This is a genomic window from Acidovorax sp. LjRoot117, from assembly GCF_964252695.1.
In the GTDB taxonomy this organism is placed as follows: Bacteria; Pseudomonadota; Gammaproteobacteria; order Burkholderiales; family Burkholderiaceae_C; genus Acidovorax.
Map to the genome: position 1 here is coordinate 47,715 of NZ_CAXUPO020000001.1, position 19,090 is coordinate 66,804.

General features: G+C 68.0%; 19 protein-coding genes. 6 read left to right on the top strand and 13 right to left on the bottom strand.

The features are described from left to right. Positions 1–45 precede the first annotated feature (45 nt). Positions 46–636 (top strand): hypothetical protein, encoded by a 591-nt coding sequence (locus ACSQ3D_RS00225; RefSeq protein ID WP_436125534.1) that lies wholly within the window; start codon positions 46–48, stop codon positions 634–636. A 104-nt stretch (positions 637–740) separates the two neighbouring features. Here ACSQ3D_RS00225 and ACSQ3D_RS00230 read toward each other — a convergent pair whose 3' ends face one another. The 3 genes from ACSQ3D_RS00230 to ACSQ3D_RS00240 all read right to left on the bottom strand — a co-directional run bounded on the left by ACSQ3D_RS00230 (position 741) and on the right by ACSQ3D_RS00240 (position 3,433). Then, a complete protein-coding gene (locus ACSQ3D_RS00230; protein ID WP_436125535.1) occupies positions 741–1,949 on the bottom strand; it encodes a methyltransferase in 1,209 nt (402 codons plus the stop codon). Positions 1,950–2,120: 171 nt separating this feature from the next. Continuing rightward, entirely contained in the window at positions 2,121–2,645 is a 525-nt protein-coding gene (locus ACSQ3D_RS00235; protein ID WP_056162314.1) for a GNAT family N-acetyltransferase, read from the bottom strand. 188 nt (positions 2,646–2,833) lie between these two features. Continuing rightward, a complete protein-coding gene (locus ACSQ3D_RS00240; protein ID WP_436125536.1) occupies positions 2,834–3,433 on the bottom strand; it encodes a hypothetical protein in 600 nt (199 codons plus the stop codon). A 181-nt stretch (positions 3,434–3,614) separates the two neighbouring features. On the opposite strand from ACSQ3D_RS00240, the gene ACSQ3D_RS00245 reads away from it, so the two are divergent. Beyond that, positions 3,615–4,250: a response regulator gene (locus ACSQ3D_RS00245; RefSeq protein WP_436125537.1), complete on the top strand. Its 636-nt coding sequence runs from the start codon at positions 3,615–3,617 to the stop codon at positions 4,248–4,250. Beyond that, entirely contained in the window at positions 4,237–6,186 is a 1,950-nt protein-coding gene (locus tag ACSQ3D_RS00250; protein ID WP_436125538.1) for a hybrid sensor histidine kinase/response regulator, read from the top strand. Before ACSQ3D_RS00245 ends, ACSQ3D_RS00250 begins: the two co-directional genes overlap by 14 nt. On the opposite strand, the gene ACSQ3D_RS00255 is transcribed toward ACSQ3D_RS00250, so the two are convergent. From ACSQ3D_RS00255 to ACSQ3D_RS00275, 5 genes are all read right to left on the bottom strand, one after another. Next, on the bottom strand, positions 6,158–7,597 hold the full coding sequence (locus ACSQ3D_RS00255) for a coniferyl aldehyde dehydrogenase (protein ID WP_436125539.1): 1,440 nt from the start codon (positions 7,595–7,597) through the stop codon (positions 6,158–6,160). The genes ACSQ3D_RS00250 and ACSQ3D_RS00255 overlap by 29 nt on opposite strands. Positions 7,598–7,870: 273 nt before the next feature. Next, complete coding sequence (locus ACSQ3D_RS00260; protein WP_436125540.1) at positions 7,871–8,236, bottom strand: hypothetical protein; 366 nt, start codon at positions 8,234–8,236, stop codon at positions 7,871–7,873. Positions 8,237–8,322: 86 nt separating this feature from the next. Next, positions 8,323–10,929 carry an ATP-dependent chaperone ClpB gene (gene clpB / locus ACSQ3D_RS00265; RefSeq protein WP_056420967.1) on the bottom strand — a complete coding sequence of 869 codons (2,607 nt, stop codon included), beginning with the start codon at positions 10,927–10,929 and terminating at the stop codon, positions 8,323–8,325. A 262-nt stretch (positions 10,930–11,191) separates the two neighbouring features. Then, complete coding sequence (locus ACSQ3D_RS00270) at positions 11,192–11,668, bottom strand: molybdenum cofactor biosynthesis protein MoaE (protein WP_436126156.1); 477 nt, start codon at positions 11,666–11,668, stop codon at positions 11,192–11,194. 35 nt (positions 11,669–11,703) lie between these two features. Next, positions 11,704–11,934, bottom strand: coding sequence for a hypothetical protein (locus ACSQ3D_RS00275; RefSeq protein WP_056420965.1), 231 nt, complete (start codon positions 11,932–11,934; stop codon positions 11,704–11,706). 77 nt (positions 11,935–12,011) lie between these two features. Between ACSQ3D_RS00275 and ACSQ3D_RS00280 the strand changes: the two genes are divergently transcribed. The 3 genes from ACSQ3D_RS00280 to dapA all read left to right on the top strand — a co-directional run bounded on the left by ACSQ3D_RS00280 (position 12,012) and on the right by dapA (position 13,930). Continuing rightward, positions 12,012–12,266 carry a hypothetical protein gene (locus ACSQ3D_RS00280; protein WP_056162292.1) on the top strand — a complete coding sequence of 85 codons (255 nt, stop codon included), beginning with the start codon at positions 12,012–12,014 and terminating at the stop codon, positions 12,264–12,266. An 11-nt stretch (positions 12,267–12,277) separates the two neighbouring features. Beyond that, positions 12,278–12,649, top strand: a complete 372-nt coding sequence (locus ACSQ3D_RS00285; RefSeq protein WP_436125541.1) for a hypothetical protein — start codon at positions 12,278–12,280, stop codon at positions 12,647–12,649. A gap of 360 nt (positions 12,650–13,009) precedes the next feature. After that, on the top strand, positions 13,010–13,930 hold the full coding sequence (gene dapA / locus ACSQ3D_RS00290; RefSeq protein ID WP_436125542.1) for a 4-hydroxy-tetrahydrodipicolinate synthase: 921 nt from the start codon (positions 13,010–13,012) through the stop codon (positions 13,928–13,930). Positions 13,931–13,963: 33 nt separating this feature from the next. Here the strand turns inward: dapA and moaD are convergent, their stop codons facing one another. The 5 genes from moaD to ACSQ3D_RS00315 all read right to left on the bottom strand — a co-directional run bounded on the left by moaD (position 13,964) and on the right by ACSQ3D_RS00315 (position 19,084). After that, positions 13,964–14,218: a molybdopterin converting factor subunit 1 gene (gene moaD / locus ACSQ3D_RS00295; RefSeq protein ID WP_056420962.1), complete on the bottom strand. Its 255-nt coding sequence runs from the start codon at positions 14,216–14,218 to the stop codon at positions 13,964–13,966. After that, entirely contained in the window at positions 14,215–15,450 is a 1,236-nt protein-coding gene (locus ACSQ3D_RS00300; RefSeq protein WP_436125543.1) for a molybdopterin molybdotransferase MoeA, read from the bottom strand. Before ACSQ3D_RS00300 ends, moaD begins: the two co-directional genes overlap by 4 nt. A gap of 31 nt (positions 15,451–15,481) precedes the next feature. Then, positions 15,482–16,036, bottom strand: a complete 555-nt coding sequence (gene mobB, locus ACSQ3D_RS00305; protein WP_056420958.1) for a molybdopterin-guanine dinucleotide biosynthesis protein B — start codon at positions 16,034–16,036, stop codon at positions 15,482–15,484. Between the two features lie 277 nt (positions 16,037–16,313). Next, a complete protein-coding gene (gene thrC, locus ACSQ3D_RS00310) occupies positions 16,314–17,750 on the bottom strand; it encodes a threonine synthase (RefSeq protein WP_436125544.1) in 1,437 nt (478 codons plus the stop codon). Next, positions 17,750–19,084, bottom strand: coding sequence for a homoserine dehydrogenase (locus tag ACSQ3D_RS00315; protein ID WP_436126157.1), 1,335 nt, complete (start codon positions 19,082–19,084; stop codon positions 17,750–17,752). The genes thrC and ACSQ3D_RS00315 overlap by 1 nt, the downstream gene beginning before the upstream one ends. Between the last annotated feature and the right edge of the window lie 6 nt (positions 19,085–19,090).

The window sequence follows — 19,090 nt, forward strand, 5'->3', positions numbered from 1 at the left end:
GCCGGGTGATGCAATCGCGGCCATCACCCGTGACAAGGACGCGCCATGCTGCTGCAAAAAACCGACAAAGCCCGCCTGGAGCTGTCCCCCGGCGTGCGCACCCTGAGCCTGCGCGAACGCTCGCTGCTGCTGCTGGCCGATGGCAAGCCGCTGTCGGACCTGCAGGCCATGTACAACGGCATTGGTGCGCAGATCGTGGACAACCTGATGCGGCAGGGCTACCTCACCGGCCCGGCCGACCTGCCGCCGGCGCCAGACACCGCCGCTGGCAAAACCCCGGCCAGCCCGGCCAGCCCGCCCGCATCACCCGCCCCCACCCCTGCAGCCCAGCGCCAGGAGCCCGCGGAAGCCCTGCGTTCGCTGGCGGGCGCGCGGATGTATTTGTTCGACACCTGCGAGCGCCTGTTCGCCCGCCGCGACCCGGTGATGGCGCAGCAGTTTCGCGAAGCCCTGCGCGCAGCCAAGGACCAGGACAGCATGCTCGATGTGGGCGAAGCCATGTTCGACGAAGTGGCCCTGGCCGCAGGCGCGGAGCGCGCCGCCAGCCTGCGCGAGCGGTTCGAACAATTGCTGCCCGCGGCCGCCACGGTGGCTCTCAAGCCTTTCGACAACACCCAGCCCGCGGTACTGACCTGAGCAGCCCCCCCACGACCAACGAAAGTCGATGATGGGGCCAGCCCGCAAGCCCTGCGCTTCAGGCCATCAGCGCATCGACCGGCAGAGGGCCGCCGGTCGATCCGTCAGGCAGCAGAAGCAGAAGCTGAAGCAGAAGTGGAAGCGGACGCAGCAGCGCCCAGCCGCCATAACGACGTGACCTCTGCCGCACGTGCCGCATGCAGTGCATCGCCTGCATCCGCCGCCTTGGCATGGCGCGGCTTCACATCGTGCCGCCCGCGCACCACCAGGCCCGCCTCGGCGATCCAGCCCAGCAGTTGGTCGCGCGGGCGCAGGCCCAGGTGCTCTGCCAAGTCCGACAGGATCAGCCAGCCTTCGCCGCCGGGCTCCAGGTGGTCGGCCAGCCCGGCCAGAAAGCCCCGCAACATGCGGCTGCCTTCGTCGTACACCGCATGCTCGATGGGCGAATTGGCGCGGGCAGGCAGCCAGGGCGGGTTGCACACCACCAGCGGCGCACGGCCGGGTGGGAACAGGTCCGCCTGCAACAGCTCCACGCGGGGCAGCACGCCCAGGCGCTGCAGGTTGTCGCGAGCGCAAGCCAGCGCACGCGGGTCCTGGTCGGTCGCCACCATGCGCTGCACGCCACGGCGGGCCAGCACCGCCGACAGCACGCCGGTCCCGACACCGATGTCGAAAGCCAGCTCTTTGGACGGCAGGGGTGTGTTGGCGATCAGGTCCACATACTCGCCCCGCACGGGCGAGAACACACCGTAGTGCGGGTGGATGCGGTTGAGCGGCGCCGCACCCAGTGCAGGCACTTCCACGCCCTTCTTGCGCCATTCATGCGCGCCCAGCAGGCCCAGCAGCTCGCGCAGCGTGGCCACCGACCGCTCGCCCGTGGCAGGGCCCCAGGCCTCCGTGCAGGCCTGTCGCCAGTCGGGCGCGCGGCGCAGCGCGATGCTGTAGTCACCCTCGAGCGGGATCAGGATGGCCGCGAGCACGCGGGCACGCTGGGCCTGCGCCTGGCGGTGCAGGTGGAAGGCCTCTGCGGGTGTCGCCACCGCCAGCTTCTGCGCCGAACGTGCGGCCGCCTTGCGCGGCTTGCGGTCGGCCCGGCGCATCAGTGCCTGCAGCAGGTGGCGCGCGTTCTGAAAGTCGCCCTCCCACAGCAGGCCCGTGCCCTCGGCCGCCATGCGAAAGGCGGTGTCCGCGGCCAGGGTGTCATCGGCGGTCACGACACGGCGCGGCACGGGAGCGCCGCTTTCGGAGCGCCACTGGGCTTGCCGGGGCTCGCCTTGATGGGTCCACGCGATCAGGGGAAGAGAGGTCGACATGGAATCCTTCACGGCGCTGCGTGTACCACTGACAGGTTGCACCAGCACGGCGTGGGCCATGGGTGCCGGGCCAGAACCGCTGGCTGGCGACAGCGTTCCCGTGCCCGCACCGCGCTGCACAGCGCAAGCGGAGGGAACGCGCCCAGCGGCTCGGGGAGGGGTTTCAAATCATCAGGCGTTGATCGGGCGCTTCAGGCGCACTTCTTCGATCTTGACGCCGCCGATCACGGCGGTCTTGGCGGTGGACAGCTCACGCTTGAAGCCGGCCATCTCGTGAAAACGCAGGGCGCGCTCGTTGCGCAGCGGCACCCACGACGTCACGTTGGTGCAGCCTTCTTCCTGAAGGCCGTCACGGGCGGCGTCCCACAGGGCCAGGCCCACGCCCTGGTTCCAGTGCGTGGGGGCGGCGTAGATGGCCCAGATCTCACCAGTGGTGGGGCGGGACTTTTCATCGCGGGAACGGTCGTAGCCCACGAAACCGACGATCTTTTCGCCGTCGATGGCGACCTGGACCTGCGGTTCGCAATATTCAATGGCCTCGCGCCAGTAGGCCTGGCGCTTTTCGACCGACGACATGGACTTCAACTGCTCGTCTGGCACCAACCCTTTGTAGGCCTCTTGGGCAGAGACGGTATGGATCTGGGCGATGGCTTTTGCATCGCGAAGCGTAGCGGGACGAACCTGGATACTGGACATGGAAAAACCGAACGAAAACGGGGAATGAAAATACGAAAGGACCGGCATTGTCGCCGCAAACGGTTTTTCACCCCGTAGAGGGCCCTGCTTTGCCCTCGTCAAACGTTCAGATTCGCCCCCAGGGGGCCTACTTTGTGGCAGGCAGCGCAGACCCTCCGCGGGGCTGTGGGCGTGTGCAAAGCCGAGTCTCAGGCCATCGCCATCGAGCCGGTGAGCGCCGAGGATGACGATGCCGTAGCGGCTGCGGCAGCCCGCTGCACCAGCGCGCGCTTGTTGCGCGGGCGGGGCACGTGGACAGCGGGCGGTGTGCCGTTGATGGCCGCCAGGCCCAGCACCAGGGTCACGGTGCGCGAGCCGTCTTCACGGTCGTCGCTGGCGTACGCGCGGTAGCTGCCGTTGCCCTGCCCGTGGCTGCGCTGCACGGTGTGGAAGGCCACCCGCACACCACTGACCCGGTGGCCACCAAAAGGCAGCACGCGCAGCCGCGCGTCACGGTCCAGCGCCAGGCCCAGGTTGCCGGGGCGGTTGACGAGATCGGTGCGCACCGGGCGCCAGGTCTGCCCATCGTCGATGGAAAACTGCCAGGTGCCCGCCTGGGCGTCGAGGTGCTCGATCACCACACCTGCCGACGCGAGCATGCCCGGGCAGTTTTCTTCGACGATGAGGTCCACCGAATTACCGCCCAGGCCGTTGGCGCAGGACGCGGCGCCGGGTGCGGGACGCCGATCGGTGCGGGGCTGGCGGCTGGCAGCGGTGGCAGAACCTTGGATGGATGCATTCACAGACATTGGAGTCCCTCTCAAGTGCAGGATGTGAAAAAACAAAGGTGCGCATTGGTTTTCACCCCATCGATGCCTTCCAACAAGATGCTTTTCAATGCTTGACGGAAAGTCTAAAAATTGACCTATCCGGCGTCCATCGCACAAATGGACTAGTCAACAACAGCTTTTTGTGCGTAATACTTGCCGGATGACTGCCCGTCTCTTGCTCGTGGACGACCACAACCTCTTTCGCACCGGGTTGCGCCTGATCGTCCAGGACCATGCCGGCGTGGGAGAGATCGCCGAGGCGGGCTCGATCGCCGAAGCCTGCGCCCTGCAGGCCGTGGACACCGACCTGGTGCTGCTGGACATCCAGCTGCCCGGCATGAATGGCCTCGATGGCCTGCGCCCGCTGCGCCAGGCCTGCCCCCGCGCGCGCATCGTGCTGGTGTCGGCCAGCGTGGCGCCCGATGCGATCCACGAGGCACGCGCGCGGGGTGCGGACGGTTTTCTCTTCAAGTCGGCCAGTGCGCAGGACATCCTCGACGCCATCACCTGTGCGCTGGCAGGCCAGCCCTGCTTTCCGATCCACAACAGGCACGGCGCTGCGGCACGCGCGCCGGACGCGCCGTCGCTCACTGCGCGGCAACTGGAGGTGCTGGCCCTGTTGTGCACCGGCAAGCCCAACAAGGTCATCGCCCGCGACCTGGGCCTGAGCGAGAACACCGTGCGCGTGCACGTGGCCGCCATCTTTGCGCAGCTGGGCGTCAACAGCCGCAGCGCCGCGCTGCTGGCCGCGCAGCGCATGGGGCTGTCCACCCCGCAGCTCCATGACACCCTCTGACGCCGTGCCGGGCCAGCAGGCCGCCACGCCAGCCCCACGCTGGAGCGACTGGGCGGCGCGGGCCGGCTGGCCGGTGTGGGAGCGCGACGAGGTGCTGCGCGAGCAGGCCGCCCTGCTGCGGCAGAACTTCCCGATGACGCTGCTGGCATCGCTGGCCACGGCGCTCGGTACGCTGTGGGTCATGGCCCCCGTGGCCGACACGCAGGCCACCACCATCTGGCTCGTTTTGCACGCCATGGTGGTGCTCGGGGTGTACATCACGCTGCGCAGCATCGCCCCCTTCACCGACCCTGCGCCCCAGGCGGCGCGCAAGCTGATTGCCTGCATGGCAGCGATGGGGCTCAGCTGGGGCAGCCTGGGCTATGTGGTGCTGTACTGGGGCACGCAGGAGAGCGTGATCTATGCCATCGGCATCATCAGCACCGTGTCGTCGGGTGCGCTCGGACTGGGCGCACCGCTGTACCGGGCCTATGTGACCTACCTCACCTGCGCCATGGGCGGCGTGATGATCGCGGTGGCGGCGGAAGGCGGCACGGTGATGTGGCCCGCGCTCTTCCTGACCAGCGTCTACTTCGCATTGACCTGCATGCAGGCGCGCACGGCCGACCGCGCCACGCGGCGCAGCATCGCGCTCAAGCTCGAGAACGACCGGCTGGTGACCGAGCTGCGCGCCGAGTCCCAGCGCGCGCTGGCAGCGCAAGAGGCCGCCGAGCGCGCCGACCGCGACAAGTCCCGCTTTCTGGCGGCTGCCAGCCACGACCTGCGCCAGCCGCTGCACGCCATGGGGCTGTTCCTTGAATCGCTGCAGCGCAGCCCGCTGAGCGACCACCAGCGGACCGTGCTGGGCCATGCGCACGCAGCATCGGGCGCCGCGGCCGAGATGCTCACCACGCTGCTCGACTACTCGCGCCTGGAGGCCGGGGTGGTCAAGGTGCACCCTGCGCCGTTTGCGGTGCAGCCGCTGCTGAGCGCGCTGGAGCAGGAGTTCGGCGTACAGGCCGACACGGCCGGGCTGGTGTACCGCACCCGCGAGACATCGGCCGCCGCGCATGCAGACCGGGCCCTGGTGGGTCTGGTCATGCACAACTTCATCTCCAACGCCCTGCGCTACACCGCGCGCGGCGGCGTGCTGATTGCGTGCCGCACGCGGGGCAAGCGCCTGGCGCTCGAGGTGTGGGACACCGGCGCCGGCATACCGCAGCACCAATGGGAAGACATCTTTCGGGAATTCCACCAGCTGGGCAATCCCGAGCGCGACCGGCGCAAGGGCCTGGGCCTGGGCCTCGCCATCGTGCAGCGGCTCGCGCGCGAGATGGGCACTTCGGTGGAGGTCCTGTCACACCCCGGCCGCGGCTCCGTGTTCCGTCTGTGGCTCGACCGCTGGCAGGGCGCGCTGGAGGACGACAGCGCCGCCACATCCCCGTCTGCGGATGCGCGCAGCCTGAGCGGCCTCAAGGTGCTGGCCATCGACGACGATGAGGCCGTGCGCACCGGCATGCAGTCGCTGCTGCAAAGCTGGGGGTGCCTGTGCATCACGGCCGAGTCGAGCAAGGATGCGCTGGAGTGCCTGGAAGACCCAGCGCTCGACATCGTGCCCGACCTGATCATCACGGACTTCCGCCTGCGCCACGAGGAGACCGGCAAGCAGGTGCTGCAGGCCCTGCGCGCCTACCTGGGCACGCCCGTGCCGGCGATCATCCTCACGGGCGACACATCGCCCCAGCGCCTGCGGGACGCGCAATCCACCTCGGCCCTGCTGCTGCACAAGCCCGTATCCACCACCCAGCTGCGCGACGCCATGGTGCAGCTCATCACGCAGCCGCACCTGCCCACTCCAGCCGCCGCTGCGGCAGACCCCGATGACGACGGCGAAGGCGGCGATGACGTCGCGCGCGCGGCCACCAGCGCTACAGCCAGCGCCGCAGCAGCCCCATGACCTGGTCGAACTTCGCGCCGTAGGGCGGGTAGAACATCGAGCCCATCGACCAGCGCGACTGCACCAGCACCGACTTCTGGTGGCAAAAACGCAAGAAGCCCTGCTCGCCATGGTAGGCACCCCAGCCGCTGTCGCCCACGCCGCCAAACGGCAGGTTGTCGTGGGCGATGTGCATCAGCGTGTCGTTCACCGTCACGCCACCGCTCACCGTGTGGCGCAGCACGTCGTCGCGCACGGCTTCGTTCTGGCCGAACCAGTACAGCGCCAGCGGGCGCGGGCCGGCGTTGATGTGCGCGATGGCGTCGTCCAGCCGCTCGTACGACACCACGGGCAGGATGGGCCCGAAGATCTCTTCCTGCATGAGCTGCATGGCCGACGTGGCGCCGAACACCAGCGTGGGCAGCATCTGGCGGCTCGCGCCGTCGCCCAGCGTGCCCACGGTGGGCACCGCGGGCTTGCCGGCGGCGGGGTCGATGGTCTGCACCTCGGCGCCCTGCGTCTGGGCCTGCTGCAGCATCGTGCGCAGCCGGGCATGGTGGCGCGGCGTGATGATGGAGGCGTAGTCGCCGTTGCCCTCGATGGTGGGGAACAGCCGCGCCACGGCCGTGCGGTAGGCCTGGGCGAACTCGCCCTCGCGCCCGCGCGGCAGCAGCACGTAGTCGGGCGCGATGCAGGTCTGCCCGGCGTTGAGCAGCTTGCCGTGCGCGATCTTGAGCGCCGCGTCCTGCATGTCGCAGTGCCCGTCGATGATGCAGGGCGACTTGCCGCCCAGCTCCAGCGTGGTGGGCGTGAGGTGCTGGGCCGCGGCCTGCGCCACCTTGCGGCCCACGGCGGTGGAGCCGGTGAACACCAGGTGGTCGAACGGCAGCGACGCGAACAGCGCCGACAAATTGGCATCGCCCTGCACCACGCAGAACTCGTCCGGCGTGAAGAACTGCGCCACCAGCGCGGCCAGTTGGGCGGATGTGTGCGGCGTGAGCTCGCTGGGCTTGAGCATCACGCGGTTGCCCGCCGCCAGCGCGGTGATGGCCGGCGCCAGCGCCAGTTGCACGGGGTAGTTCCACGGAGCAATCACACCCACCACGCCCAGCGGCTGGCGCTGGATGTGGGCACTGGCGGGCTGCAGGAAGATGGGCGTGCGCACCTTGCGCGGCTTCATCCACTTGGCCAGATGGCTCAGCGTGTGCGACAGCAGGGTGCGCAGCACGAAGAAATCCGCCACCTCGGTCAGGCGCGGCGACCGCATGCCGAAGTCGGCCTGCACCGCCGCCGCCAGCACCGGTCCGTTCTCGTCCAGCATCTTGGACAGGCGCAGCAGGCGCTCGCGGCGTACCAGCAGGGGCACATCGACGTGCTCGCGGCTCGCCTGGCGTTGAAGATCGAAGTGGGCGTGGATATCGGCTGGTGTCATGGCTGAATGATAAGGAGGTGCCACCGGCCCACCGGGCCCTGCGCTGACGAGCACGCATGCATGCAGGGCCGGCGCCTGCGCGGTGCGGGCGGGAGCATGTCGCAGTATCGGGCCGCAGGGCCCGCGTGCGGTGTCAAAAAGCTCTGTCTAGAGAGCTGCGTCGATGCGGACAGGTGAGGACGGATGGGGAAGGATGCAGGTCCATCCTGCGCCGCGGTCGCCACGACCGCTGCCAGCCCAAGTTGCCAGCGCGCCAGTGCCCCAAAGCACCGATCAGCGCAACTCCCGCGCCTCCACATCGGTCACCTGGGCCGCACCGGGCAGGATGCCGCCCCGACGCGATGCTGCTGGGTCGTCCACACCATCGCCGTGCTCCGACGCATGCTGCGGGCCGGCCGGCGCCCCCGACGACCAGCGCTGGGTGGAGCGGAACGCGGTGCTGAAGCCGGTGCGCGGGTCCATGCGCATGACCCAGGGGGTGACGGGCCTGCCGGTGAGCCGGGCCCAGCCTGCGCGCAATGCCCAGACCAGCGCCAGCACCATGACACCCGCGAGCAGGCTCAAGAACAGCACCAGGCCCAGCGCCACCAACACCAGGCGCACCACAAAACGCAAAACCCCTGCAACAAATTCGTTCAAACGACACCTCTCCTTCACAACTGCGCCAACGCCGCCCGGGCCTCGTGAGAGCCCCGGGCGGCGTGCGCGTTCAACACATCAGCGTGTCAGCCCTGCGCTGCGGCGCCGAACTGAAAGACACCGGGCTCCAGCACCGGGTTCACCGTGACCGGGATCACGCTCTTGGGCGGGAAGCGACCTTCCAGCAGCAGCTTGGACAGCGGGTTCTCCAGCCGCTGCTGGATCGCCCGCTTGAGCGGCCGCGCACCGAACACCGGGTCGAACCCCACCTTGGCCAATTCTGCCAAGGCTGCGTCCGACACCTGCAAGTCCAAATCCATCTTGGCCAGCCGGGATTGCAGCTGCTGCAGCTGGATCTTGGCGATGGCGGCGATGTGCTGCGCGTCCAGGCCATGGAACACCACGGTCTCGTCGATGCGGTTCAGGAACTCGGGGCGGAAGTGGTTCTTGAGCTCGCCCCACACCGCTTCCTTGATGTCCTCGGCGTCCTGCCCCACCATGGCCTGGATCAGGTGCGAGCCGATGTTGCTCGTCATCACGATCACCGTGTTCTTGAAGTCCACGGTACGGCCCTGCCCATCCGTCAGGCGGCCATCGTCCAGTACCTGCAGCAGCACGTTGAACACATCGGGGTGGGCCTTTTCCACCTCGTCGAGCAGCAGCACGCTGTAGGGCTTGCGGCGCACGGCTTCGGTCAGGTAGCCGCCCTCCTCGTAGCCCACGTAGCCGGGCGGCGCGCCGATCAGGCGGGCCACCGAATGCTTCTCCATGAACTCGCTCATGTCGATGCGAATCAGGTGGTCTTCGCTGTCGAACAAGAAGCCCGCCAGCGCCTTGCACAGCTCGGTCTTGCCCACGCCTGTGGGGCCCAGGAACAGGAACGAGCCCGTGGGCCGGTTCGGGTCCGACAAGCCCGAGCGCGAGCGGCGGATGGCGTTGGCCACGGCGGCAATCGCCTCTTCCTGGCCGACCACGCGCTCGTGCAGCTTGTCTTCCATCTGCAGGAGCTTGTCCTTTTCGCCCTGCAGCATCTTGGACACGGGAATGCCCGTGGCGCGGCTCACCACTTCGGCGATCTCTTCGGCGCCCACCTGCGTGCGCAGCAGGCGGCGCGGGGCAGGAGCACCGTCCTTGCCATCCTCTTGCGCCTGCGCTTCTTTCAGCTGGCGCTCCAGGTCCGGCAGCTTGCCGTACTGCAGCTCGGCCACCTTGTTGAAGTCGCCCTTGCGGGTGAACTCCTCGATCTGGAACTTGAGCTTGTCGATGGCTTCGCGCACGTGCGCGCTGCCCTGGGCCTGGGCCTTTTCGGCCTGCCAGATCTCGTCGTAGTCGGCGATCTCCTTTTGCAACTTGGCGATCTCTTCCTCGATCAGCCCAAAGCGCTTGAGCGACGACTCGTCCTTCTCGCGGCGCACGGCCTCGCGCTCGATCTGCAGCTGGATCAGGCGGCGGTCCAGGCGGTCCATGACCTCGGGCTTGGAGTCCATCTCGATCTTGATCTTGGAGGCAGCCTCGTCGATCAGGTCGATGGCCTTGTCGGGCAAAAAGCGGTCGGTGATGTAGCGGTGGCTCAGCTCGGCCGCGGCCACGATGGCCGGGTCGGTGATGTCCACGCCATGGTGCACCTCGTATTTTTCCTGCAGGCCGCGCAGGATGGCGATGGTGGCCTCCACCGTCGGCTCGCCCACCAGGATCTTCTGGAACCGGCGCTCCAGCGCAGCGTCCTTCTCGATGTACTTGCGGTATTCGTCGAGCGTGGTGGCACCCACGCAGTGCAGCTCGCCGCGCGCCAGCGCCGGCTTGAGCATGTTGCCCGCGTCCATCGCTCCCTCGCCCTTGCCGGCGCCCACCATGGTGTGCAGTTCGTCGATGAAGACGATGGTCTGGCCCTCGTCCTTGGCCAGCTCGTTGAGCACGGCCTTGAGGCGCTCTTCGAACTCGCCGCGGTACTTGGCACCGGCCAAGAGGGCGGCCATGTCCAGGCTGAGCACGCGCTTGCCCTTGAGCGATTCGGGCACCTCGCCGGCCACGATGCGCTGGGCCAGGCCTTCGACGATGGCGGTCTTGCCCACGCCGGGCTCGCCGATGAGCACGGGGTTGTTCTTGGTGCGGCGCTGCAGCACCTGGATGGCGCGGCGGATCTCGTCGTCACGGCCGATCACGGGGTCCAGCTTGCCGATGCGGGCGCGCTCGGTCAGGTCCATGCAGTACTTGGCCAGGGCGCCGCGCTGGCCCTCGGCCTCGGCGCTGTCCATCTTCTGGCCGCCGCGCACCGCGTCGATGGCGGTCTCCAGGCTCTTGCGGGTCAGGCCGTTTTCCTTGGCGATGCGCGCCGCCTCGCCCTTGCTGTCGATCACGGCCAGCAGGAACAGCTCGCTCGCGATGAACTGGTCGCCGCGCTTGATGGCTTCCTTCTCGGTGGCCTGCAGCACGCGGCCGAGCTCCGGGCCGCCCTGCACCTGGTCGTTGCCCTGCACCTGGGGCAGGCGCTGCACAGCGGACTCTGCCGCGGCCAGCAAACCTTGCACATTGACGCCAGCGCGCTGCAGCAGCGCCCGCGGGCCGTCGTCCTGGCGCAGCATGGCCACGATGACGTGGACGGGCTCGATGTAGGCGTGGTCACTGCCCAGGGCCAGGGTCTGGGCGTCGCTCAGGGCTTCTTGAAACTTGGTGGTGAATTTGTCGAGACGCATGGGTGAATGTCCTCCGAATTGCAGACCAATTGGGGCGGGAAATGCCCGATTTCAAGACAGTCACCTCGCCCGGGGATGACGTGGATCAGCAAAATCTCCTGAGTGCACCGCATCCCGTTGCTATATTTTTAATAGCTTCCAGCGCTTATCACAAGCGCGGCAGAGGCATTTTTGACCTGAAATACCCTGCTTGCACCCATGCGCCACGTGCACTGCGGCCGGAAGGCGGCCGGAAGGCGGCCTGGGGTAGCGCCGGGCAGCCCTATGCGTTGGGCGCCGTGATGCCCCAGCGTGCCAGCGCCGCGTCGTCGCTCACCCGCGCATCCACCCAGCGGGCGCCCTGCGGGGTTTCTTCCTTCTTCCAGAACGGCGCCTGGGTCTTGAGGTAGTCCATCAGGAATTCGCAGGCCTGAAAGCTCTGGCCGCGGTGCGCGCTGGTCACGGCCACCAGCACGATCTGGTCGAGCGGCTGCAGCAGCCCCACGCGGTGGATGATGCGGGCGCCGAAGATGTCGAAGCGGCGAAGCGCCTCGTCCACCATGGCCTCGATGGATTTTTCGGTCATGCCGGGGTAGTGCTCCAGCTCCATGGACGACACGGCATCGCCTTCATTGCGATCGCGCACCGTGCCGATGAAACTGCAGACGGCCCCCACGCCCTTGTTGTGGCTGCGCAGCGCGGCGATTTCGGTGGACAGGTCGAAGTCCTGCGTCTGGATGGAAACGCGGGGCGACGCCATGGTGACGGCACCCGGGGGCAAGTCGCGCGGCGTGGTCATGGCGAGCGGTGCAGCCGGGGCGCGGCCAGCAGGGCGAGCTCTTCTTCGACCACTTTGTTCAACTGCGCGAGCGCCGGCTTTGGCGGCAGCTGGGCCAGCAGCGCCTGCAGGCGCGTCACGTCGCCCACGGTCGGGGCCACCTTGATCTGGGCGATGGCGGCGTCGATGTTGCCGCCCTGCACCAGCGCCAGGACTTTGCCGGGCCATTCACTTTTGGGTTTTGCCATGGAGGATGTGTGATTGTCTGTACGATGGGCCCGCACTTTACCCCCAGTGCCCGCTCGCAGGGCGCTTCCCCACCTCCATGGCCACGCAAACCATCACCACCGACCTCTACAAGCTCTACCCTTCGCCGCGCAATGCGCACAAGGACGTGTTCGAACACCAGGTCTTCGTGCCCTACCCTTACGCCATCATCGACCTCGATGTGATGGACCTGGCGGGCAAGACCACGCTGTTCGCGGCGTGCCGGCTGTCGGACATGAAGATGGGCCAGGTGGTGAGCTTCGAGCTGCCTGCCGACCAGGCCCGGTTCGAGCGCCTGTTCACGCCCGATTGAGCGAGACGCCCATGGATGACGACAACCAGATCCACGTCCCGCCCTCCTTCATGGCCGTGTACAGCGACACCCGCAACCGGCTGACGGAGAAGCCCGCCGTGGTGCGCACCCGCTACGAGCTGTGCGAGGACCTGGCGGGCCACCTGGTGGAGCATGCGCAGACGCTGTACCACGTGCAGGCGCCGTCGGAGGCCGAGATCTTGCGGCGCATCCACGCCGGGCTGTGCAGCGCCGAATCGGGCGTGTCGGTGGCCGAGGCGACGTGGATCGTCACGCGCCTGGCCGAGATGCTGAACTGGCCCTGCCCGGAGCTGCTGCCACCGCCGCCTGCCGAGGATCCATCGAACCCAGCCGAGGCACCCGCAGCAAGCGGGGGGCCCTGAGGCCTGCTGCGCTCGCTACAGCAAGCCGCGACGAACACCCCAAGGCGCCGCGCTGGCCTTCATCAGCCCGCTGCCTGCCGTGGCGTCCATCAGACAGCTTTTTGCAGGCGCGTCGCTATACTGCGCCCCATGCCCACGCACCGCACTTGTGCCCTGATCACCGCTCCCGCGGTGGCCTTGCAGTGCGTGGTCAAAGCCAAAAAACCAGAGCTCATCTGACCGGAGCTGTGGTTCCGTCCGGATGAGCGACGGAACCACCTGGTAGAGAAATCCCGCTTTCTTTTTCTTCCCTCCCCGGCATTCCGCGCGTTCTTTTTCGGACGGTTCTTCCCTTGGTCGAACCCTGAAAGAACCCTGCGCATGCCCACACTGACGACACCTTCTTCCGCTGCCCTCACCACTACACCCGAGGTCACACTCCCTGCGCCCACCCGCACCATCTTCAGCGGGCTGTGGATCGCCCTGGTCACGCCGTTCAAGGACGGTGCCGTGGACCATCCGGCCCTGGCCGCCCTCACCACCCGACTATGTGCCGACGGTGTTGCGGGCTTCGTGGCCTGCGGCTCGACCGGCGAGGCGGCGGCCCTCGACAAGGCCGAGCAATTGCAGGTGCTGGAGACCGTGCTGGGCGCCGCCCAGGGGTTGCCCGTGGTGATGGGCCTGTCGGGCTACCACCAGGGCCAGATGCTGGAGCAGGTGCGTGCGCTGGCGCACTACCCGGTGGCGGGCCTGCTGGTGTCCGCCCCCCACTACATCCGCCCCTCGCAGGAAGGCCTGCTGCACTGGTTCCGCACGCTGGCCGACGCCAGCGCGGTGCCCGTGCTGATCTATGACATTCCCTACCGCACGGGTGCCACGATCAGCACCGAGACGCTGCTGGCGCTGGCGGCGCATCCGCGCATCCAGGGCATCAAGGACTGCGGTGGCAGCCCCGCCAAGACGCAGGCCCTGATCGCCGATGGCCGGCTGCAGTTGCTGACGGGCGAAGACGCGCAGATCTTCCATACGCTGGCCCTGGGCGGCGCCGGCGCCATCTCGGCCAGCGCGCACTGGCAGACACCCCAGTTTGTGGAGTTGACGGCTTTGCTGCGCTCAGGCGACCTGCCCGCAGCCCGCCCGATGTGGCAAGCCTTGCAACCCTGGGTGGAGGCATGTTTTGCCGAGCCCAACCCGGCCCCGCTCAAGGCGATGCTGGCGCATGCGGGGTGGATGCGCAGCGAACTGCGCGCGCCGATGATGCCGGCCTCGAAGGCGCTGCAAGATCGTTTGCAGGCGCTTTGAGGTGACTGGCCGCGCGCGAGAAAGTGCGCCCGGCTAACCGCCCGTCACCGGCGGAAAGAACGCCACCTCGGCGCCATCGGCCAGGATGGCGGATTCATCGCTCAAGGTCTGATCGAGCGCCATGCGCACGGCCCGGCCGCGCGCCAGGCTGCTGGCGTGGGCCCCGCCGCGTGCAATCAGTTCGTCGCGCAGGGCACCCAGCGTGGCGGCAGAGGTCTCGACCGCCTCGCTGCCGTGCCCAATGGCCTCGCGGATGGAGGCGAAGTAACGCACAGAGATCTTCTTCATCCCAGAAGCTCCGAGAAAGCGATGAACCGCACCGTATCGCCAGCGGCAATCGTCTGGCCCGCCGGGTTGTCCACCACGCCATGGCCCCAAGCGGCCGAGGTGAGCACGCCCGAGCTCTGGTTGGCGAACAGGTCGAGCCCGCCGGCTGCGTTGTGCCGCACGCGCAGGAATTCGCGGCGTTTGTCGGCTTTGGGCCAGTTGAAATCGGCGCGGGCAGCGATGGACCTGGGGGCAACGTCCTGCACGCCCTGCAGGCGCAGCACGAACGGCCGCACCAGCAGTGCAAAGGTCAGAAAGCTCGATACGGGGTTGCCGGGCAGGCCCATGAAGTGCGCAGCGCCCTCTGCCCGCGGGATCTGGCCGTAGGCGAACGGCTTGCCGGGCTTCATGGCGATCTGCCACAGGTCAAGGCGGCCCAGCGACTCGACAGCGGGCTTGATGTGGTCTTCTTCGCCCACCGACACCCCGCCGCTGGTGAGGATGAGGTCGTGGTCTGCGCTGGCGCTGCGCAGCGCCTGTACCGTCGCGTCGCGCCGGTCCGGGACGATGCCCAGGTCGGTCACCTCGCAGCCCAGGCGCTGCAGCATGGCGCGCAGAAAGAACCGGTTGCTGTTGTAGATGGCGCCGGGGCGCATCTGCTCGGGCGGCACCTCGCCGGGCATCACCAGTTCGTCGCCGGTGGAAAACAGCGCCACGCGCGGCCGGCGTGCGACCTGCAGCACGTGCAGGCCGATGCTCGCCGCCAGGCCCAGCTCGGCGGGCGACAGGCGCGTACCCCGCGCCAGCACCACGGCACCGCGGGTGATGTCTTCGCCGGCGCGCCGGATCCACAGGCCGGGCTGGGGCACGGCGTTGATGCGCACGCTGCCCTGGTCCGGCAGGGCTTCGCAGTCTTCCTGCATCAGGATGGCGTCGGCGCCCTCGGGCACCGGCGCGCCGGTGAAGATGCGCGCTGCCGTGCCGCTTTGCAGCGGCTCGCCCGCGCTGCCCGCGGCAATGCGCTGCGAGACCGGCAGCACCGTGCCCGCCGCGGGCACGTCGGCCCGGCGCACCGCGTAGCCGTCCATGGAGCTGTTGTCCTGCGGGGGCACGTGCAGCGCCGAGACGCAGTCCTGCGCCAGCACGCGGCCGTCGGCGTCGAAGGTGGAGACCGCCTGCGTGGCTGTCGGCGGCACGGCGTGCGCCAGCAGCTCGGCCAGCGCGTCGTCCAGGGATTTGAGGGGGCGGTTCATGGTGGTGGTGATTCCCGTCGCTTGAATGGGACTACATCCCCGCCCCGTAGAGCTCTTCGTTGTACTCGAACCGCTGTTCGTTCTGCACCAGCCAGTCCACCACCGCGGACGGGGCGTTGAGGTCGAGCAGGGGCAGTTGCGTGGGCACCGTGAGCGCACCGGGCGCGTCGGTGGCGACAGCCACCACGAAGTCGTCCTCGGGGTAGCGCACGGGCTTGGCCGTCTGGCCGGCTTCGGGCGCGCGCCAGACTTCGATCTTGAGCAGGTCGCTGTCCTTGAAGCCTTCCACCAGCACCCAGTCCACGCCCGCGTACAGCTCGGCGATCAGGTGGTGCACCGAGAGCGTGGCAGGGCGCTCGAACTCGCGCACCAGCATCAGGCGCTTGTCGGACGCCGCCACCACTTCGAACGCACCGGCCTCGCGGTGGCGGTAGGTGTCCTTGCCGGGGTGGTCCACGTCGAAGCTGTGGTGCGCGTGCTTGACCACCGACACCCGCAGCCCGCGCAAGCGCAGCTCGGGGATGAGTTGCTCGACCAGCGTGGTCTTGCCACTGCCGGAGAAGCCTGCAAAACCGATCACCTTCATCCATCGCTCCTTGCGGTCGCTACATTTTCAATAGCTGCTTACGCATGCCTATCAAGCGGTAGCGGCCATTTTTATGCTCAATAACGCTCTGCAGCGCTGCTCTCGGGGCCGTCAAGCCGCGCGGTGGCGGCCAGGCAGCGGTGCCGCGAGGGCCGCGACGGCTGCTTGGCGGCGCCAGCGCGGCGCCGGGCCCTGCCGATCCGCTGAATCCGCCTGCGGTGCCACGGCCAATGCACGCCAGCACCGGGACCCTGCCCCGCTGCGCTGGACTGCTCACTCAGGCGTCATCGCACACCCGCTGGATGTACGCCTTGACCTGGTCCACATCGGCGGGCATCACCTGCACGCGCTTGGGCAGGTCTTCGATGCCCGCGAACTTCTCGGGCCGCTCGGGCGCGTGTCCCAGGGCTTCTTCGATGGTCTCGGCGAACTTGATGGGGAGCGCGGTCTCCAGCACGATCATCGGCACCGACGCGTCGCCACGGTGCTCACGCGCCACCTTCACGCCGTCGGCGGTGTGGGTGTCGATGGTCACGCCATGGCGCTGGTGGGTGTCGCGGATGGTGGCCAGGCGGTCGGCGTGGGTGCTCTTGCCGCTTTCAAAGCCGTACTTGCCCGCCGCATCGGCGAACAGCGGATCGGCGCTCAAATCGAACCGGCCATAGGTCTGCAGCGCAGCGCTGAATAGGGCCTTGGTGCGCTGGCCGTTGCGGCCCAGCAGGTCGAAGATGAACCGCTCGAAGTTGCTGGCCTTGCTGATGTCCATCGAGGGGCTCGACGTCTCGTGTGTGTCGGCCGCCGCGCGCACGCGGTACGAGCCCGTGCGAAAGAACTCGTCGAGCACGTCGTTCTCGTTGGTGGCCACCACCAGCTTGGCGATCGGCAGGCCCATCTGGCGCGCCACATGGCCCGCGCAGACGTTGCCGAAGTTGCCCGACGGCACGGTGAAGCTGACCTTCTGGTCGTTGGTCTCGGTGGCCTGGATGTAGCCCGCGAAGTAGTACACCACCTGCGCCAAGAGGCGCGCCCAGTTGATGGAGTTGACGGTGCCGATCTTGTACTTGCGCTTGAAGTCGAGGTCATTGCTCACGGCCTTGACGATGTCCTGGCAGTCGTCGAACACGCCTTCGATGGCGATGTTGTGGATGTTCTCGTCCTGCAGGCTGAACATCTGTGCCTGCTGGAAGGCGCTCATGCGGCCATGGGGCGAGGTCATGAAGACGCGCACGCCCTCTTTGCCGCGCATGGCGTATTCGGCCGCGCTGCCGGTGTCGCCGCTGGTGGCGCCCAGAATGTTCAGCTCTTCGCCGCGACGCTTGAGTTCATACTCGAACAGGTTGCCCAGCAGCTGCATGGCCATGTCCTTGAAGGCCAGCGTGGGGCCGTTGGACAGGGCTTCGAGCCACAGGCCGTCTTCCAGGTGGCGCAGGGGCACGATCTCGCCGGTGCCGAACACTTCGGCCGTGTACGTCTTGGCGCAGATGGCCTTCAGGTCGGCGGCAGGGATGTCGTCGATGTACAGCGACAGGATCTGGAACGCCAGTTCGGCGTAGCCCTGCTCGTGGTACGCCGTGCGCAGCTTGGTCAGCGTGGCCCCACTGATCTTGGGGTACTGCTCGGGCAGGTACAGGCCGCCGTCGGGCGCCAGGCCTTCGAGCAGGATGTCGCAGAAATGCTTGCGGTCGGCATGGCCGCGGGTGGAGATGTACAGCATCAGTTCAGTTCCTCCTTGCGGATGCGCGTGATGGGCGCCAGCACCGTGGGCAGCGCCTGCATCTGGGCGATGACGGCGTCCATGGTGCCTTCGCGGGTGTCGTGCGTCAGGATGATCAGGTCGGTCTGGGTGGAGCCTTCGCCCCCCACTTCGTCGGCTTCGCGCTGCAGCACCGCGTCGATGCTCACGCCGGCTTCGGCCAGCAGGCCGGTGACCTTGGCCAGCACGCCGGCCTGGTCGGCCACGCGAAGGCGCAGGTAGTAGCTGGTGACCACTTCGCTCATCGGCAGCACCGGCAGCGTGCCCATGGCGTCGGTCAGCGTGTGGGCCTGGAAGGCCAGGTGCGGCACGCGGTGCTCGGGGTCGGCCGTGTGCAGGCGGGCGATGTCCACCAGGTCGGCGATCACGGCGCTGGCAGTGGGCTCGCTGCCCGCGCCCTTGCCGTAGTACAGCGTGGTGCCCACGGCATCGCCCTGCACCACCACGGCGTTCATCGCGCCTTCAACGTTGGCGATCAGCCGCTTGGAGGGCACCAGGCTCGGGTGCACGCGCAGCTCCACGCCCTTGTCGACGCGCTTGGTGATGCCCAAGAGCTTGATGCGGTAGCCCAGCTGCTCGGCGTACTTGATGTCGGCAGCACCCAGCTTGGTGATGCCTTCGACGTAGGCCTTGTCGAACTGCACCGGGATGCCGAAGGCGATCGCGCTCATCAGCGTGACCTTGTGCGCGGCGTCCACGCCTTCGATGTCGAAGGTAGGGTCGGCCTCGGCGTAGCCCAGGCGCTGCGCTTCTTTCAGCACCACGTCGAAGTCCAGGCCCTTGCTGCGCATCTCCGACAGAATGAAGTTGGTGGTGCCGTTGATGATGCCGGCGATCCACTGGATGCGGTTGGCGGTCAGGCCTTCGCGCAGCGCCTTGATGATGGGGATGCCACCGGCCACGGCGGCCTCGAAGGCCACCATCACGCCCTTGGCCGATGCGGCCGCGAAGATCTCGGTCCCGTGCACGGCCAGCAGCGCCTTGTTGGCGGTGACCACGTGCTTGCCGGCGGCGATGGCCTCGAGCACCAGCGCACGGGCGATGCCGTAGCCGCCGATGAGCTCGATGACGATGTCGATGTCGGGGTTGGCGATGATGGCGCGGGCGTCGTTGACCACCTCGATGCCGTCACCCACCGCGGCCCGGGCACGGTCCACGTCGAGGTCGGCCACCATGGTGATCTCGATGCCGCGGCCGGCGCGGCGGCGGATTTCTTCCTGGTTGCGCTGGAGCACGTTGAACACGCCGCTGCCGACGGTGCCGATGCCCAGAAGGCCTACTTGGATGGGTTTCATGGTCAT

Bases quoted from the DNA above. Each gene is read 5' to 3' on its own strand.
- ACSQ3D_RS00245 (WP_436125537.1), top strand. From the start codon at position 3,615: ATGACTGCCCGTCTCTTGCTCGTGGACGACCACAACCTCTTTCGCACC.
- dapA (WP_436125542.1), top strand. From the start codon at position 13,010: ATGCCCACACTGACGACACCTTCTTCCGCTGCCCTCACCACTACACCC.
- ACSQ3D_RS00250 (WP_436125538.1), top strand. From the start codon at position 4,237: ATGACACCCTCTGACGCCGTGCCGGGCCAGCAGGCCGCCACGCCAGCC.
- mobB (WP_056420958.1), bottom strand. From the start codon at position 16,036: ATGAAGGTGATCGGTTTTGCAGGCTTCTCCGGCAGTGGCAAGACCACG.
- moaD (WP_056420962.1), bottom strand. From the start codon at position 14,218: ATGAAGAAGATCTCTGTGCGTTACTTCGCCTCCATCCGCGAGGCCATT.
- ACSQ3D_RS00280 (WP_056162292.1), top strand. From the start codon at position 12,012: ATGGCCACGCAAACCATCACCACCGACCTCTACAAGCTCTACCCTTCG.
- clpB (WP_056420967.1), bottom strand. From the start codon at position 10,929: ATGCGTCTCGACAAATTCACCACCAAGTTTCAAGAAGCCCTGAGCGAC.
- ACSQ3D_RS00270 (WP_436126156.1), bottom strand. From the start codon at position 11,668: ATGGCGTCGCCCCGCGTTTCCATCCAGACGCAGGACTTCGACCTGTCC.
- ACSQ3D_RS00315 (WP_436126157.1), bottom strand. From the start codon at position 19,084: ATGAAACCCATCCAAGTAGGCCTTCTGGGCATCGGCACCGTCGGCAGC.
- thrC (WP_436125544.1), bottom strand. From the start codon at position 17,750: ATGCTGTACATCTCCACCCGCGGCCATGCCGACCGCAAGCATTTCTGC.
- ACSQ3D_RS00230 (WP_436125535.1), bottom strand. From the start codon at position 1,949: ATGTCGACCTCTCTTCCCCTGATCGCGTGGACCCATCAAGGCGAGCCC.
- ACSQ3D_RS00235 (WP_056162314.1), bottom strand. From the start codon at position 2,645: ATGTCCAGTATCCAGGTTCGTCCCGCTACGCTTCGCGATGCAAAAGCC.
- ACSQ3D_RS00285 (WP_436125541.1), top strand. From the start codon at position 12,278: ATGGATGACGACAACCAGATCCACGTCCCGCCCTCCTTCATGGCCGTG.
- ACSQ3D_RS00275 (WP_056420965.1), bottom strand. From the start codon at position 11,934: ATGGCAAAACCCAAAAGTGAATGGCCCGGCAAAGTCCTGGCGCTGGTG.
- ACSQ3D_RS00255 (WP_436125539.1), bottom strand. From the start codon at position 7,597: ATGACACCAGCCGATATCCACGCCCACTTCGATCTTCAACGCCAGGCG.
- ACSQ3D_RS00240 (WP_436125536.1), bottom strand. From the start codon at position 3,433: ATGTCTGTGAATGCATCCATCCAAGGTTCTGCCACCGCTGCCAGCCGC.
- ACSQ3D_RS00225 (WP_436125534.1), top strand. From the start codon at position 46: ATGCTGCTGCAAAAAACCGACAAAGCCCGCCTGGAGCTGTCCCCCGGC.
- ACSQ3D_RS00300 (WP_436125543.1), bottom strand. From the start codon at position 15,450: ATGAACCGCCCCCTCAAATCCCTGGACGACGCGCTGGCCGAGCTGCTG.